Here is a 15,276-nt window from a genome sequence, read left to right as displayed (position 1 = left end):
GGGAAGGCGGTGCCGTCCGCACGACCCGAGGACCGACACGCCGTGGCTGCGGGGGTCGAGCTCGGCGTGTCGGCATTCCGTCGTGCGGACGGCCACGGCTCCGCGTCAGAGAGGGAGAGGGACGGATGCCTCGGCACGCAGCCCCGCGGCCGAACGGTGGAGTCCTCGCCCCACGGCGGCGAGCACGGCGGCCTCGACCAGCTCCCACTCGTGGACGATCAGTGCGTAGTCGTAGCGGAGCGTGACGAAGCCCAGGACCGAGGCGACGGCGTCTCGGACGTGGTCACGGTGGCGGTTCTCTCCGCCATGGGTCCGTCCGTCCGCCTCGAGGATGAGGCAGTCGCCGATGACGAAGTCGACGATGCCGACTCCGGGGATCCTGACCTGGCAGGCGACATCGATCCCGAGACGGTGCAGTCGAAGCCGGACGAGTGACTCGAGTCCGCTGTCCGCATCGGCGCGTGCGAAGTCGACGAGCCACCGATGCCGCTTCGGGACGCCGAGGCGAACCTGCTCCCGCTGGGCCGGCGAGATCCTTCCCTGGCGCAGCGCGGACTCGAGCGCGGCGAAGAAGGCCTCAGGGCCGAGGCATCCGATCATCTGCTGAAGGCAATGCGCCACGCCGACGACCGCGCCGACGACCGGCTGCGCCCCGTCCCGGTGGACGACACAGGAGCACTCTGCGTGCGGATGCGCCCGCCCGTCGGGGCCGAGCCACACGTGGACGGCCTCGGCGTCCTCGAGCACCCACAGCCCGTGCTCCCTGGCCGCGGAGGCACAGCAGAGCGGACCGCCATGGGAAAGCGCCGTCAGAGCGGCGGGCGGGAGATCGGAAACGGCATAGGTTCCTCGTCGCGGCCGCACGAGGATGCCCGAGCGCACGGCGGCGGTGAGAGCCGCCCGCGAGCAGCCCCGACTCGTGAGCTGCGCCGCCGTCGCGGTGCCGGCCGATGCCCGGCAGGCGGCCTCCACCGACTCGTGCATCCCCCGACGATGGACCCGATCTCCCCCGCCCGGAGCCGCGCCGACGAAACCTGCGGAGACCTCCCGCGTCGTCCCTGCCTGTGGAGGACCGGCCGTCCGCACGGCCCGGCGACGACACGCCGGTGGACGGCGCCGGACAGGCGGCGTGTCGCCGGCACGTCGTGCGGACGGCGCCGGCCGACCAGCCGGCGGGGGTCAGCGTCCGCGCTGCCCGAGGCGCGCCGACACCGACGCGGGGAGGATCCGCACGACCCGGGTCAGCACCTTGTACCGCAGCGAGGGCACCGAGACGCCCTTCCCCCGCGCGGCGTCGCGCAGCGACTCGGCGACGACGTCGGGGGCAGCGAGCCACAGGAAGTCCGAGATCCCCTCGTCGCCCGGCGGGAGACCCATCCGCTCGTGGAAGCTCGTGTGGGTGAAGCCGGGGCAGACGGCCGTGACGGTGACTCCGCGCGGGCCGTACTGCGCGTTCGCCCAGCGGCTGAACTCCACGAGCCACCGCTTGCACGCGCCGTAGGTGGACCGCGGCATGAACGCCGCGACCGACGCGACGTTGAGGATCCGGCCTCGACCGCGGCGCAGCATGGGCCCGAGGGCGGCGTGGGTCAGCCGCATCGGCACCTCGACGTGGAGCCCGAGATGGCGCACCTCGTCTTCGATGTCGTTGCGGGCGAAGTCCAGCGGCAGGCCGAAGCCGGCGTTGTTGACCAGGATGTCGATCGGCGGCCGGTCGTCGGCCTCGATCCGTCGCTCGACCTTCTCGCGCTGACGCGGAGCGAGCAGGTCGGCCGGCAGCACCTCGACGGCGATGCCGAAGCGCGAGTGCAGCTCCGCCGCGTGCTGCTCGAGCGCCTCCCGGTCGCGGGCCACGAGCACGAGGTCGAACCCTCGCAGGGCCAGCTGGCGCGCGTACTCCGCGCCGAGGCCCGAGCTCGCGCCGGTGATGAGCGCCGTCTTGGTCATGTCAGGGCGCGACGCGGCCGTTGGCGTTGAAGGCCGCGTGGGTGAGAGGCATCCGCTCCCGCCAGAACGTCTCCATCTTCTCGGCGCACATCTCGATCTCGCGCTGCGGGAAGGACGGGAAATGCGTCCCCTCGACCTTCGTGCGAAGCGACAGGAAGTTCATGAGCGACCGCGCATTGAGCGTCACGTACATCGACGAGTAGATGTTCAGCGGCAGGACGATGCGCGCGACCTCGCGGGCCACTCCCGCCTCGAGCATGCGCTGATAGGCGGCGAAGGCCTGGAGCGACGCCTCGCGCGTGGCGGTGTCGACGATCTCGAACTGCTCTTCGCTGCCCGGGAGGAACTCGTACGCCCCGGGCTTTCCGACCTGCACGAGGTTGCGCTCGCGGGCGGGCACGTAGAAGACGGGCCGAAGCTCGCGGTAGCGACCCGACTCCTCGTTGTAGGAGGCGATGCGGTGCCGCATGAACTCGCGGAAGACGAAGATCGGCGCCTGCACGTAGAAGGTCATCGAGTTGTGCTCGAACGGCGAGCCGTGGCGGTCGCGCATGAGGTAGTTGATCAGGCCACGATCGCGTCCGGATGCCTCGGCACCGGAGGCCGCGGCATCCAGTGTCTGCTCGCCCTGCGTCGACACGCGGGCCGCGAACAGGACGTCCGAGTCGGCGGCGCTTGCCCGCACGAGCTCGACCGTCACGTCGCTGCGGAATTCGATCTCGGGGGTCTCTGCAGCCTCGCTCACGCCTGCCACCCTACCGACTGGCGATCGCCACCGCGCTCGTCGTGATCGCGTTATCCGGATGCATTCAGCTGAAAAGGGTTACGCTGATCTGCTGTGACTCTCTTGGGGGCAACGATCGTGCTCGCCGTCTTGCTGACGGCGACGATCGGCATCGGCGTCTACCTGCGCTGGCAGCAGAATCGCCCCCACCGCGACATCCCCCACGAGGTCGTCCAGCCCGAGCGCCTCGGCGCGGATTCGCTGGGCGAGACGGCGACCCTCCTGCAGTTCAGCACCGAGCTCTGCGCGCGGTGCCCCGGGGTCCACCGCACGCTCGCGGCGCTCGCCGGCTCCCACCCCGGGGTGCGGCACCTCGACGTCGACCTCACGCACCGCCCCGACATCGCGCGTCATTTTCACGTCATGCAGACCCCGACCACCCTCATACTCGATCGGGACGGCGTCATCCAGACCCGCTTCGGCGGCGTCCCCAGCCGTGAAGTGCTCGAACTGGAACTGAACCGCCTGACGGAGGAAGCCGATGTCCGCCAGCCCTGACCGCACCGACGGCGTCGACCCCCGGGGTCTGCGCTTCGCCGCCGGCATCACGTCGCTCCTGCTTCTCGTCGACATCTTCCTCGGCCTCACGGGGCTTCCCACCGCCCGCAACGCCGACGGCACGTGGGCGCTCGCCGAGGCATCCGTCGCCCAACGCGTGCTCGACCCGGCGTTCCTCCTGCTGCTCGTGACGGCGCTGCTTTTCCTGTGGGGCGTCCTGTCGCCCCGGACGGCCCCGTGGGGCGCGCTCTACCGCGCCGTCGTGCGCCCCCGCATCGGGCCGCCCGCCGAGCTCGAAGACCCGCGTCCGCCGCGGTTCGCGCAGGGCGTGGGCCTCGTCGTCGTCGCGATCGGTCTCGTGCTGCAGCTCGTCGGCGTGCCGTGGGCGCTCCCCGTCGCCGCTTCCGCGGCGTTCGTCGCGGCATTCCTCAACGCGGCCTTCGGATTCTGCCTCGGCTGCCGGCTCTACCTGCTGCTCCAGCGGTTCGGCGTCGTCGGGCGCCGGCGTCCCGCGACCGTCTGAGGCCTGCGCACCTTCCCTGCGCGCGGCCCCGCAGTCAATCCGTTCCTTCTCGCACAGGCCCCGGTTAGGCTGGCCGCGAAGGGCCCTCGACGGGTCCGCAACCGCCGAACGGAGAACACGATGAGCGTCACGAGCGAAGCCAGCACCTCGTGGAAGGGCAGCCTCACGGAGGGATCGGGCGAGATCGCCCTCGAGAGCTCCAACCAGGGCCCCTTCCCCGTCAACTGGAAGGCCCGCAGCGAAGGCTCGACGTCCGTGACGACCCCCGAGGAGCTCATCGCGGCGGCGCACTCGTCGTGCTTCAGCATGGCCCTCTCGCACGCCCTCAGCGAGAACGGCACCCCGCCGGAGAGCGTCGAGACCACGGCATCCGTCACCTTCATCCCCGGCAAGGGGATCACCGGAAGCCACCTGAACGTCGAAGCCGTCGTCCCCGGGCTCAGCGCCGAGGAGTTCCAGACGATCGCCGAGGGCGCCAAGACCGGCTGCCCCGTCTCGCAGGCGCTCACGGGCATCGAGATCACGCTCGAGGCATCGCTTGCCTGATTCCCCCGAAGAGGTCCGGATGCCCCGCCGCGTCGTCGTGGCGGGCGCATCCGGCCTCATCGGCTCGACGCTCGTCGACGGCCTCCGCGCCGACGGCGTGTCGGTCACGACGCTCGTGCGCCGTCCGCCGCGGACGGCGGACGAGGTCGAGTGGCTGACGGATGACGCGCCCCTCGACCCCGCGGTGCTCGACGGCGCCGATGCCGTCGTGGGGCTCAACGGCGCCAGCATCGGGCGCTTCCCGTGGACGGCGTCGTACAAGCACACCCTCGTGTGGTCGCGCATCACTCCGACGCAGACCCTCGCACGGGCGCTGCGGGAGCTGGGGACGGATGCCCCGGCCTTCGTCTCCGCCTCCGCCGTCGGCTACTACGGCTCGTCACCGGGACGCGTCCTCACGGAGGATTCGCCGCGCGGCGAGGCGTTCCTGGCCGATCTGTGCGGCGAGTGGGAGGGCGCGGCGCGCTCGGCCGGACCGCACGCCCGCGTCGCGCTGCTGCGGACGGCGCCGATCGTGCACCCCGACGCCGTCCTCGGTCCCCTCATCCTGCTGACGAAGCTCGGCGTGAGCGGCCCCGTCGCCGGCGGACAGCAGATCTGGCCGTGGATCTCGCTCGACGACGAGATCGCGGCCATCCGGCACATCATCGACCGCGGGATCGACGGGCCCGTGAACCTCACCGGGCCGACCCCCGCGCACGCGAACGACCTGGGCTTCGCCCTTGCCGTTCGCCTCAATCGCCCTTATCTTCTCCCGGCGCCGGCCTGGGCGCTCCGGCTCGTGCTCGGCACCGATGCGACGGAGGCCCTGCTGACGACCGATGCGGATGCGCGCCCGGAGGTGCTCGAGGCATCCGGCTTCACCTTCGCCCACGAGACCGTGGAACAGGCCGTCGCCGCGGCGGTGCCCGCCGCGCGTCCGGCGACCCTCGTCCTTCGACGCTAGGCGCGCTTGCGCTCGGCGCGCCGACGCTAGGCGCGCTTGCGCTCGGCGGACTCGAGCGCGATGGCCTTGCGGACGGCTTCCCGCGCGCGGCGCCGGTCGCCCGCACCGTCGTACGCGAGACCCAGCCGGTACCACGCGCGCCAGTCGTCGGGGTGCGCCTCGACGTCGTCGCGGAAGGCCGGGAAGACCGCCGCGCCGTCGTCGCGCACGATGCGTCCGCTGGGGCGCACGCCGACCTCCTGGTCGGGAAGGCCGCCCTCCGCTTCGAGCCGGCGCCCGATGCGCTCGGCACGTACGCCGAACCACAGTTCGCGGCCGAGCGCCCACACGGCGATGAGCGGCAGGACGAACAGTGCCACGCCCATCGCGACGCCGATCGGATCGCCGCTCGTGAGCAGCAGCCACCCGCGCTGACCGACCAGGAAGATGTACAGCGCCAGCAGCACCGCCATGACGGCGACGCCGATGCGCGCGCTCACGCGCTCGTGACCCGGGCCACCTGGCCGGGCACGCCGTCCTCGGCGACGGGATCGTCCTCGCCCGCTCCGGGTACGCGCAGCCCGATGTCGAGGAAGCTGTCCAGGCCCACCACGACGCCCTTCGCGCCGCGTGCGGCGGCGAGGGCGAGACGGATGCCGGGGCCGTACGCGAGCGCGGGCTCGATCGTGTCGTGCACGATCGTGAGCGACTCCCCCGGGCCCGACAGAACAGTCTCCTGGCGGGCGATGACGCCCGGGCGGCGCAGCGAATGGATGGGGACGCTCGCGACCTGCTGACCGCGCGCGCGCTGGTCGACGTGCGGCGACTCGACGGGGCCGACCTCGGCGCGCGCGGCGCCGATGAGCTCGGCCGTGCGCACGGCGGTGCCGCTCGGCGAGTCGATCTTCGTCTCGCGGTGCGCCTCGATGATCTCGATCGAGGGGAAGAACGGGGCCGCGGCGGCGGCCAGTGCCGTGCCGACGACCGAGCCGAGCGAGAAATTCGGGATGAAGACGGCGCCGGTCCCGGCGGCCTTGACCAGCGGACGGATGAGCGCGATGCGCTCGGCCGACCAGCCCGAGGTGCCCACGAGCACGTTGAGGCCGCGTTCGATGGCCGCACGCACGACGTCGATCGAGACGGCCGGGGTCGACGCGTCGACCACGAGGTCGGCGCCGTCGAGCTCGGACAGCGGCGAGCGAGACGACAGCACTGCCATGAGCTCGAAGCCCTCTTCTGCTTCGACCACTTCGCGGATGATCCCGCCGAGCTTGCCGGTGCCGCCCACGAGGGCCACGCGCGTCGTCATGCGTCCAGCCTAGATCGCCGCGCACCTCGGACCCCCGCGGTTAGGCTCGGGGCATGGTCGAACTGCGTCCCGTTCCCGTCGACGACCCCGTGGCGCGAGAGCTGCTCACCGAGTACTTCGCCCTCCGCGCGCAGACCTTCCCCGGCAACGCCTACACGACGGTGTTCCCCGCGGCGGAGGCGTTCACGGCGCCCGACGGAGTCTTCGTCGTGCTCTCCGACGACGGTGATCTCGCGGTGGGGTGCGGAGGCATCCGTCACGTGCCCGACGGCCCGCACGGCACCCGCTACGAAGTGAAGCATCTGTACCTGCGGCCGGAGACCCGCGGGCGCGGCTGGGGCCGGCTGCTCCTGGAGGATCTCGAGCGGCGCGCACGGCTCTGGGATGCCGCGGAGCTCGTGCTCGACACGCACCACACGCTCGAGGCCGCCGGCCGACTCTATGCCGGTGCGGGCTTCGAGCCCATCGAGCCGTACAACGACAACCCCAACGCGACCCGCTGGCTAGGCAAGGTGCTGCAGTCGCACGATAAGGAGAGGATCTAGGCCTACCGGTCTGTGGCAGGATTGCGCGAAGTCGGCCGGCTCTCCAGCCACCGGCTCGGGAAGAGTGAGGCATGTGAAAGGGATAGCGGAGCCCCAGCAACAGCGCAGCCGAGAGTCTTTCGCGCGGGTGCGCGCTGCGACCCTGGCCCTCCTGGCGGAGAAGGGGCCCACGGGGATCACGATCGCAGAGGTCAGCGACCGCGCGAAGGTGTCTGTCGGCACCATCTACGGACGGGTGGGCAATCGGGCGAACCTCCTCCGCGTCGTGCAGGAGGAAGAGCTCGCGCGCATCGTGCGCAGCATGGCGGAGCATCTTGAGGAGTTGCGGGCGGGCGGCGAGAACTCGGTCAGCGGCGTCATCCGCGCTTTCGTCAGCGAGATGGAGGTCAGCTCGCAGTCCATCCGTGCGCTCGTGGCCGCTGCGCAGGAAATGGGCGGGCTCTCCGAGGCCGGGCCGGCATCGTGGCGGGCGGTACGCGATCTGGTCGCGGCAGGGCTCCGCGGGGCGGAGGACGCACCCTTCCGCGCGATATCAGACGCGACGATGGAGTGGATCTACGAGGTGATCGATGCATGCACCATGCATCACCTGGAGTCCGATCCCCAGCCCAAGAGCGCGGAGGCCACCGAGCGGCTGATCAAGCAACTCACCCGCACCGCCCATCTTCTGCTCATCGCCGACGAGGACGAGTAGCCCAGGTCGTCGCCCTCCCCCTCGATCATTCTCTAATCCGAATCCATGTTCGGATTCGGATTATGTTACGCTCGCGGAACCCTCAGTCGCCGCATCCGCGGTGCTTCGACACTGACGTCAAAGGACTCCCCCATGCCTCTCCCCGCTCCTTCCGCTCGCCTGCTCTCGGTGGCAGGTGTCTGCGCAACGCTCGTCCTCGTCTCCGGATGCTCCAGCCCAGAGCCCGCTGCGGAGTCGCTGGACTTCTCCTTCTCGTACCCATCCACGGAGAACAGCCCGTACGAAGCGCTGGCGAAGAGGTACATGGAGGCGCACCCCGGCGTGAAGGTGACGCTCAACCCGGTTCCCTCGGAGAGCTACGACACCGTCCTCAACACGCAGCTGCAGTCCGGCAACGCGTCCGACCTGATCATGGCGGTTCCGGGTTCGGGGTCACCGATCGCGCTCCTGTCGCTCGCCGACGCGGGCTTGCTCGCCCCTGTGATCGGCAGCAGCCAAGACCTCGTCCCTGACGCAACGGCTCCCCTCTTCGTCACCGGAGACATGACCTGGGGCGTACCGACCGACATCAGCATCACAGGCACGATCTTCAACTCCTCGGCCGGCGTCGACTACCCGCAGGACACGTCCGAGCTCCTCGACACCTGCGCGTCGCTCTCCGCGGATGACGTCGCATTGTTCGCCCTGGCGGGATCGATCCCCATCAACACGGGGCTGGCCGCGATCAGCATGGCCGCGTCGCGCGTGTATGCGGACAACCCTGAATGGGACGCTCAGCGGGCGGCCGGCGACGTCAGCTTCGCCGGCACTCCGGGGTGGCGCGACACCTTCCAGCTGATCCTGGACATGCAGGCTGCGGGATGCTTCCAGCCCGGCGCAGAAGGAAGCGGGTTCGACGCGATCGTGAGCGGACTGGGGCAGGGCACCGCGCTGGGGGCATTCATCCCGGGCGGCGCTGCAACCGAGCTCGCGGCCGGGATGGGCGACCAGAAGATCGTCGTGCAATCCTTTCCCGCACCGGACGATGGCACGCCCTTCATCTTCGCCAGCTCCGACTACGCCCTCGCCATCAGCAAGACCTCGACTCACCAGGCCGGCGCTCGAGCATTCCTGGATTGGTTCGCCGAGCCGGAAAACGCTGAAGCCTACGCGCAATCGGCGGGATCGATCCCCATCACCGGCATCGAGGGCGTCGACCTCGCCGACTCCACCTACGCCCCCGTCGAGGACCTCATCGACGGCCGGCATTTCGTCCCGTTCCCCGTGACGGTCTGGACCAACCAGAACGTCTTCCTCACCCTGGGCTCCGGTGTGCAAGCGCTCCTGACCGGCCAGCAGACCGTCGATGGACTGCTCAAGGAACTCGACACCGTGTGGGACGAGCAGTGACGGACCAGCGAACCATGACCGAGCCCGGGCGAACCGACACTCCGATGACGTCCGAGGAGTTCCGGCGGATGTCCGTTCCCGAGATGACCAGGTGGATCGCGAGGAACGGCGAACCCGTCGATCCACGGACCGACGTGGACACCGTCGCCCTGCGGCGCCGCTTCCCGCGGCTCGCCGACGTGCAGACCACCGACATCACAGTCGAGGGTTCGCTGGGCCCGCTTCCCGGACGCGCCTACCGGGATCCCACGAGCGCTCCAACCGGTCGCGGCCTCGTCTGGGCGCACGGCGGCGCGTTCCTCGGCGGCCATCTGGATATGCCGGAGGCGAATTGGGTAGCGCTCGAACTCGCTGCAAGGGGGACACCCGTGCTGTCGATCGATTACGCCAAGTGCATCGACGACGTCCACTACCCGATGCCTTCGGACGATGTGCTGCGGTGGTGGGAGGAGGCCGCCACTCACTCTGCGGAATGGCTCGGCCTGGACAGTGACGCGCTCCTCCTCGGAGGCGCCAGCGCCGGGGCGACACTCGCGGCGAGCGCGGTTCGCCGATTGATCGACGCCGGAGCACGCGTTCCGACGGGGATGGTCCTCGTCTACCCCGCGTTGCACCCGGACAGCACGGACCCCGACACCACCGCGCCGTCCGCGCCCCACCTGCGGGGACTGTCGTTGAACTATGCCGGCACCGAAGAGGCGATGCGCGACCCGCAGGTCTTCGCGGGACTCGGAGACGGAGTCGGATACCCCCCGACCCTCCTCGTCGCGTGCGAGAGAGACGCCTTCGTCCCGTCCGCACAGGCCTTCCATGACACCCTCACATCGGCGGGGGTTCCGGCCTTGCTGAGAATCGAGGTGGACTCCGACCACGGCCACATCGACGAGCCGTCCGATGCCGGCGCGCACCGCACGCTCCGCGCAATCCATGAATGGATCAAGCGGACCTGACGCGAAGGACCAGCGACGTCCTGCGCACGCCGCTGTCGATGCCGGTCGTGCTCGGCCCGCTCGCGGTCGCGTACGTCGGGAAGCTCGCTAGGCGAGCTCCTCTGACGAGACAGCCCGTTCGGGCTCATCCGCCCGGTTCTGCGCGCGACGCGCCGCGCGCGCCGTGAGCGGCCCCGCGGTCAGCATCGCGAGCAGCCCGGATGCCGCGCCGATCACGGCCCACACCTGCAGGCCGTACAGCGCGCTCAGCGCATACCCGAACACCACCCAGAACGCGAACGCTCCCGCCGCGGCCGACAGCGCACCGACCCACGCCCGGGAGGCCACGGAGTGCGGTCGCTGTGTCCAGAGCGCGAGGGCGAGCCCGTAGGCCAGGCTCGCCGCCGACGCCGCGAGCGCGCCGAAGAACCCGCCGTAGAAGGGCATGACCAGCAGGACGGACTCCTCGCCGCGGTCGGGCGGGACGAACCAGCCGAAGACGACGAGGAGGAACAGCGCCCCGGCGACGACCCCGACGCCGAACATCCACCCGATGACGGCTCCGTAGGTCTTCCAGAACATCCTCGCGAGGCGCTCCGCGTCAGACCGGATACTGCTCGGGAAGGCCCGTGCGCAGCTCGACGGGCAGGTGCGCGAGGTCGTTGTGCGACACGAGCGTCCAGGGCCTGCCCTGCTTCTGCGCCAGCACCGTGAGGCCGCAGTGCGCCTGGTTGAGCGTCATCCACCGCCAATCCGGGGCGCCGAGCACTTCGCGCACGAACCAGGCGATGACGAAGTTGTGCGTGATGAGGAGCTCGTGCACGTCACCGGTCTTGCGGGCGAGGAACTCGCCCACGGCATCCGACATCTGCGCGCGGCCGGCCTCGACCTCGGCCTCGGTGACCGCGCCGAAGAAGGGCTCGAACACCGCCGGGGTCTCGGGGGTCATGCCCGTCGGGACGCAGTCGAAGAGGAGCGCCGTCGGCTCGGGCGCGACCGAGGGGAGCCGGTCGGCGACGGCCCGCGCGGTCTGCGCGGCGCGCTCGAGCGGCGAGTGCCAGACGGCGTCGAGCGGAACGCCAGAGAGCCGGTCGGCGATCAGCGCCGCCTGTCGCCGGCCCCGCGGAGACAGCGGGCCGTCGACGAGGCCGTGCTCGGCATCCTGATGCTCTCCATGCCGCACGAGGTACAGATAGTGCGTCAACGGCAGCTCACTTCGTCGGGGGTCGGCGTGCGCGCGGAGGCGCTCTTCCACCCTATGTCAGCCGTGCGGAGGACCCGCGCGCGCTCACTCCGAGGCGCGGGCGATGTCGGCGAGCTGCGAGCGGCTGAGGCGGACGCCGACGCCCTGCACGAGCTCTTCCACGTGCGCCGGCGCATACGCGTTGACGATCGGCGCCGTCACGATCTTCTGCGCGAGGAGCCATGCGACGGCGACCGCGGCGTCGGGGACGCCGAGCTCGGCGCCGACGGCGTCGAGGGCCCGGAGCGTGCGCGTGCCGCGACGGTTGAGGCTCGCGGCCAGCTGCGCGCCCCGCACCGAGAGGCTCCCGCGGATGCGGGTGCGGTGGCGGCCCGAGAGGAAGCCGTGCTCGAGAGCGTGCGACGGGGTGACCGCCATGCCCTGCGCCCCCGCGACCAGTCGCAGGTCGGAGTCGAACTCGTGGCGCCGCAGGACGTTGAAGGGCACATCGAGCACCGTGATGCGCGGGTAGCCGGCGGAGGCGAAGATGCGCGCCTCGACGAGCTGTGCGGCCGTATAGCCGACGGCGCCGAGTGCGCGGGCCTTGCCCGCCTCGATGAGCCATTCGGCCGTCGCGAGCGTGTCTTCGAGCGCGGTCGTGCTGTCGGCGACGGCGTCGAGGTAGAGCACGTCGATGCGGTCGGTGCCGAGCCGCGTGAGGGATGCCTCGACCGCGCGCACGAGGTTGACGGGCCCGAGTCCCGGGTTGTCGGGGTGGCCGCCGATGCGGACGGCGAGCACGACCTCGTCGCGAAGGCCGCGCGAAGAGAGCCACTGGCCGATGATGTGCTCGCTGCGGCCGCCGGCGAAGCTGTCGGCGGTGTGCACCGCGTTGCCGCCTAGCTCGAGGTAGGCGTCGAGGATGTCGTGGCTCGACTCGAGGTCGACGTTCCAGCCGAACTCGGCACCGCCCAGGATGAGGGGGAAGACATCGAAGCCCGACTCGCCGAGCGGCACTCGCACGCTCTTGCCCAGCGGAGCGCCCTGAACGGGGATCGGCGCAGACGGGTGGGTCGCCGGGACCGCGGGAGCGCTCGCTCCGAGGCTCGCCGAGGAGACGGTCGAGTCAACGCCGAAGAGAGACATGTGCCACCCCCTCACGAGGATTCCAGAGGAGACCTTCGTGATCGCTTCTTCCGCACCCCCCGGCACGGTAGTTCGAGGGTATTCCAGGCAGCGGACAGAACCGGTCAATCAGGCGTCTTGTCGGCGAACATTGCATAACGCTTTCATCACGAAGCCGCCGGGAACGCTCCCATGCTCCCCGACGCGCACAGCGGCATCCTGACGGCGAATGCCCGCCCCTTCCGGAGAAGGGACGGGCATCCGGACAGTCGGCGGGCGACGGCATCCGTCACCCTCCACGCGATCAGCCTTCGGCGGGAGCCTCGGGGCCCTCGCTGGCGGCCGCGCGGCCTTCCTGGTCGGCGGGCTCCTCGAGCACGGGCTCGAGCGAGAGCTTGCCGCGGTCGTCGATCTTCGTGATGCGCACGAGGATCTTCTTGCCGACCGAGAGCACGTCCTCGACGTTCTCGACGCGCTTGCCGCCGGCGAGCTTGCGGACCTCGCTGATGTGCAGGAGGCCGTCCTTGCCGGGCAGGAGCGAGACGAACGCACCGAACGTGGCGATCTTGACGACGGTTCCGAGGAACTGCTCGCCGATCTCGGGGTTGGTCGGGTTGGCGATCGCGTTGACCTGGGCGCGGGCGGCTTCGGCCGACGGGCCGTCGACGGCGCCGATGTAGACGGTGCCGTCCTCCTCGATGGAGATGTCGGCGCCGGTCTCGTCCTGGATCGCGTTGATCGTCTTGCCCTTGGGCCCGATGAGCTCGCCGATCTTGTCGACCGGGATCTGCACGCTGATGACGCGCGGAGCCGTCGGGGCCATCTCGTCCGGACCGTCGATCGCGGCGTTGAGCACGCCGAGGATCGTGATGCGGGCGTCGTGGGCCTGCTGCAGCGCGGCGGAGAGCACCGACGACGGGATGCCGTCGAGCTTCGTGTCGAGCTGGATCGCCGTGACGAACTCCGACGTGCCGGCGACCTTGAAGTCCATGTCGCCGAGCGCGTCTTCAGCGCCGAGGATGTCGGTCAGCGCGGCGTAGCGCGTCTGGCCGTCGACCTGGTCGGACACGAGACCCATCGCGATGCCCGCGACCGGCGCGCGCAGCGGCACACCGGCGTTGAGGAGCGAAAGGGTCGAGGCGCAGACCGAGCCCATCGACGTCGAGCCGTTGGAGCTCAGCGCCTCGGAGACCTGACGGATCGCGTACGGGAACTCCTCGCGGCCCGGCAGCACCGGCACGAGGGCGCGCTCGGCGAGGAAGCCGTGCCCGATCTCGCGACGCTTGGGGCTGCCGACACGGCCGGTCTCACCGGTCGAGTAGGGCGGGAAGTTGTAGTGGTGCAGGTAGCGCTTGTGCGTGACGGGCGACAGCGAGTCGATCTGCTGCTCCATCTTGAGCATGTTGAGCGTCGTCACACCGAGGATCTGCGTCTCGCCGCGCTGGAAGATCGCCGAGCCGTGGACGCGCGGGATGACCTGCACCTCGGCGTCGAGCGGACGGATGTCGGCAAGGCCACGGCCGTCGATGCGCACGCCGTCGGAGAGGATCCGACCGCGGACGATCTTCTTCGTGACCGACTTGTAGGCCGCCGAGAACTCGATGGTCGCCACGGCCGGGAGCTCGCCCGCCTCGACGGCGGCGACGAGCTCGCCCTTGACGCGGTCCTTGATCGCGTCGTCGGCGTTCTGGCGCTCCTGCTTGTCGGCGATCTGGTAGACCCCGACGAGCTCGTCGTAGGCACGGCCCGCGACGAAGTCGTAGGTCTGCTGGCTGTAGGGCAGGAAGACGGGGTAGACGCCCGGCTCCTTCGACGCCGTCGCGGCGAGGGTGGCCTGCGCCTCCACGAGCTGCTTGATGAAGGGCTTGGCGGCCTCGAGACCCTGCGCGACGACCTCTTCGCTCGGCTTGGTGGCGCCGGCCTTGATGAGGTTCCAGCTGTGCTCGGTGGCCTCGGCCTCGACCATCATGATCGCGACGTCGCCGTCGTCGAGCACGCGGCCGGCGACGATGAGGTCGAAGACGGCCTCCTCGAGCACCTTGGCGTTCGGGAACGCGACCCACTGGTCGGCGTGCTCGCCGTGGCCCGGCACGAGCGCGAGGCGCACACCGGCGATCGGGCCCGAGAACGGCAGGCCCGAGATCTGGGTCGACGCCGACGCGGCGTTGATCGCGAGGGCGTCGTAGAACTCGCCCGGCGTGATCGAGAGCACGGTGACGACGATCTGCACCTCGTTGCGCAGGCCCTCGACGAACGAGGGGCGCAGCGGGCGGTCGATGAGGCGGCAGACCAGGATGGCCTCGGTCGAGGGACGTCCTTCGCGGCGGAAGAACGAGCCGGGGATCTTGCCGGCGGCGTACGAGCGCTCCTCGACGTCGACCGTCAGCGGGAAGAAGTCGAAGCCCTCGCGGGGCTGCTTGCTCGCGCTCGTCGCCGAGAGGAGCATCGTCTCCTCGTCGAGGTAGGCGGCGACGGCGCCCTGCGCCTGCTGCGCGAGGCGTCCGGTCTCGAAGCGGATCGTGCGGGTGCCGAAGCGGCCGTTGTCGAGGACGGCTTCGGCGGCGGTGATTTCAGGACCTTCCAAGAGGTCTCCCTTTCCTTCTTCGGACCTCTCCCCTGTCCGGGGAGGGCCGTTTCATGCTCGCGCGTCCGTGTGACGCGTGAGCGCTTCATGAAGGAGCAGGAACAGGCAGATATGGGCGCGACGACATCGCGAGGTCCGCCTGCGCTGGCCACCAGTCGAAGACCACCCGGCGTCGTCGACGACGGGGAATCCACCACAGGGGACCAGCTTCCTGCCGGGCCTGCTCCATGAGCTCAGATATGTAATTGATCGGATGCCGCAAGGCAACCTCATCGATCCTATCAGCCGGGCCCTT

General features: G+C 70.4%; 17 protein-coding genes. 8 read left to right on the top strand and 9 right to left on the bottom strand.

Translation table 11 applies throughout. The features are described 5' to 3' along the window. Positions 1-105 precede the first annotated feature (105 nt). The 3 genes from ACSBPH_RS15785 to thyX form a co-directional block, all read right to left on the bottom strand. A complete protein-coding gene (locus ACSBPH_RS15785; RefSeq protein ID WP_442575264.1) occupies positions 106-984 on the bottom strand; it encodes a type IV toxin-antitoxin system AbiEi family antitoxin domain-containing protein in 879 nt (292 codons plus the stop codon). Between the two features lie 195 nt (positions 985-1,179). Then, positions 1,180-1,947 carry an SDR family NAD(P)-dependent oxidoreductase gene (locus ACSBPH_RS15780; RefSeq protein WP_442575263.1) on the bottom strand — a complete coding sequence of 256 codons (768 nt, stop codon included), beginning with the start codon at positions 1,945-1,947 and terminating at the stop codon, positions 1,180-1,182. A gap of 1 nt (position 1,948) precedes the next feature. After that, complete coding sequence (gene thyX, locus ACSBPH_RS15775; protein WP_442575262.1) at positions 1,949-2,692, bottom strand: FAD-dependent thymidylate synthase; 744 nt, start codon at positions 2,690-2,692, stop codon at positions 1,949-1,951. A gap of 93 nt (positions 2,693-2,785) precedes the next feature. On the opposite strand from thyX, the gene ACSBPH_RS15770 reads away from it, so the two are divergent. From ACSBPH_RS15770 to ACSBPH_RS15755, 4 genes are all read left to right on the top strand, one after another. Then, complete coding sequence (locus tag ACSBPH_RS15770) at positions 2,786-3,229, top strand: TlpA family protein disulfide reductase (protein ID WP_442575261.1); 444 nt, start codon at positions 2,786-2,788, stop codon at positions 3,227-3,229. Beyond that, entirely contained in the window at positions 3,213-3,752 is a 540-nt protein-coding gene (locus tag ACSBPH_RS15765; RefSeq protein ID WP_442575260.1) for a DUF4395 domain-containing protein, read from the top strand. The genes ACSBPH_RS15770 and ACSBPH_RS15765 overlap by 17 nt, the downstream gene beginning before the upstream one ends. 120 nt (positions 3,753-3,872) lie before the next feature. Continuing rightward, positions 3,873-4,298, top strand: coding sequence for an OsmC family peroxiredoxin (locus ACSBPH_RS15760; protein ID WP_442575259.1), 426 nt, complete (start codon positions 3,873-3,875; stop codon positions 4,296-4,298). Between the two features lie 19 nt (positions 4,299-4,317). Continuing rightward, entirely contained in the window at positions 4,318-5,244 is a 927-nt protein-coding gene (locus tag ACSBPH_RS15755; RefSeq protein WP_442575258.1) for a TIGR01777 family oxidoreductase, read from the top strand. A gap of 26 nt (positions 5,245-5,270) precedes the next feature. Here the strand turns inward: ACSBPH_RS15755 and ACSBPH_RS15750 are convergent, their stop codons facing one another. Next, positions 5,271-5,723: a hypothetical protein gene (locus ACSBPH_RS15750; RefSeq protein WP_442575257.1), complete on the bottom strand. Its 453-nt coding sequence runs from the start codon at positions 5,721-5,723 to the stop codon at positions 5,271-5,273. Then, positions 5,720-6,532: a 4-hydroxy-tetrahydrodipicolinate reductase gene (locus ACSBPH_RS15745; protein ID WP_442575256.1), complete on the bottom strand. Its 813-nt coding sequence runs from the start codon at positions 6,530-6,532 to the stop codon at positions 5,720-5,722. Before ACSBPH_RS15745 ends, ACSBPH_RS15750 begins: the two co-directional genes overlap by 4 nt. Before the next feature lie 53 nt (positions 6,533-6,585). Here ACSBPH_RS15745 and ACSBPH_RS15740 point away from each other — a divergent pair, with 53 nt between their 5' ends. The 4 genes from ACSBPH_RS15740 (at position 6,586) to ACSBPH_RS15725 (ending at position 10,110) form a co-directional block, all read left to right on the top strand. After that, positions 6,586-7,077 (top strand): GNAT family N-acetyltransferase, encoded by a 492-nt coding sequence (locus ACSBPH_RS15740; RefSeq protein ID WP_442575255.1) that lies wholly within the window; start codon positions 6,586-6,588, stop codon positions 7,075-7,077. 127 nt (positions 7,078-7,204) lie between these two features. Continuing rightward, complete coding sequence (locus ACSBPH_RS15735) at positions 7,205-7,771, top strand: TetR/AcrR family transcriptional regulator (RefSeq protein ID WP_442575254.1); 567 nt, start codon at positions 7,205-7,207, stop codon at positions 7,769-7,771. 132 nt (positions 7,772-7,903) lie between these two features. Next, on the top strand, positions 7,904-9,160 hold the full coding sequence (locus ACSBPH_RS15730; protein WP_442575253.1) for an ABC transporter substrate-binding protein: 1,257 nt from the start codon (positions 7,904-7,906) through the stop codon (positions 9,158-9,160). 68 nt (positions 9,161-9,228) lie between these two features. Continuing rightward, positions 9,229-10,110 (top strand): alpha/beta hydrolase, encoded by an 882-nt coding sequence (locus tag ACSBPH_RS15725; RefSeq protein WP_442575252.1) that lies wholly within the window; start codon positions 9,229-9,231, stop codon positions 10,108-10,110. Positions 10,111-10,197: 87 nt separating this feature from the next. Here ACSBPH_RS15725 and ACSBPH_RS15720 read toward each other — a convergent pair whose 3' ends face one another. From ACSBPH_RS15720 to ACSBPH_RS15705, 4 genes are all read right to left on the bottom strand, one after another. Next, on the bottom strand, positions 10,198-10,671 hold the full coding sequence (locus tag ACSBPH_RS15720; protein WP_442575251.1) for a hypothetical protein: 474 nt from the start codon (positions 10,669-10,671) through the stop codon (positions 10,198-10,200). A gap of 19 nt (positions 10,672-10,690) precedes the next feature. Then, complete coding sequence (locus ACSBPH_RS15715) at positions 10,691-11,293, bottom strand: histidine phosphatase family protein (RefSeq protein ID WP_442575250.1); 603 nt, start codon at positions 11,291-11,293, stop codon at positions 10,691-10,693. 84 nt (positions 11,294-11,377) lie between these two features. After that, positions 11,378-12,418: an aldo/keto reductase gene (locus ACSBPH_RS15710; protein WP_442575249.1), complete on the bottom strand. Its 1,041-nt coding sequence runs from the start codon at positions 12,416-12,418 to the stop codon at positions 11,378-11,380. A 283-nt stretch (positions 12,419-12,701) separates the two neighbouring features. Then, complete coding sequence (locus tag ACSBPH_RS15705) at positions 12,702-14,981, bottom strand: polyribonucleotide nucleotidyltransferase (protein WP_442575248.1); 2,280 nt, start codon at positions 14,979-14,981, stop codon at positions 12,702-12,704. Between the last annotated feature and the right edge of the window lie 295 nt (positions 14,982-15,276).

It is taken from the genome of Microbacterium sp. F51-2R, assembly GCF_052180235.1.
Lineage (GTDB): Bacteria > Actinomycetota > Actinomycetes > Actinomycetales > Microbacteriaceae > Microbacterium.
Note: the sequence above shows the minus strand (reverse complement) of the source record. Positions and strands in the feature narration are given on the sequence as shown.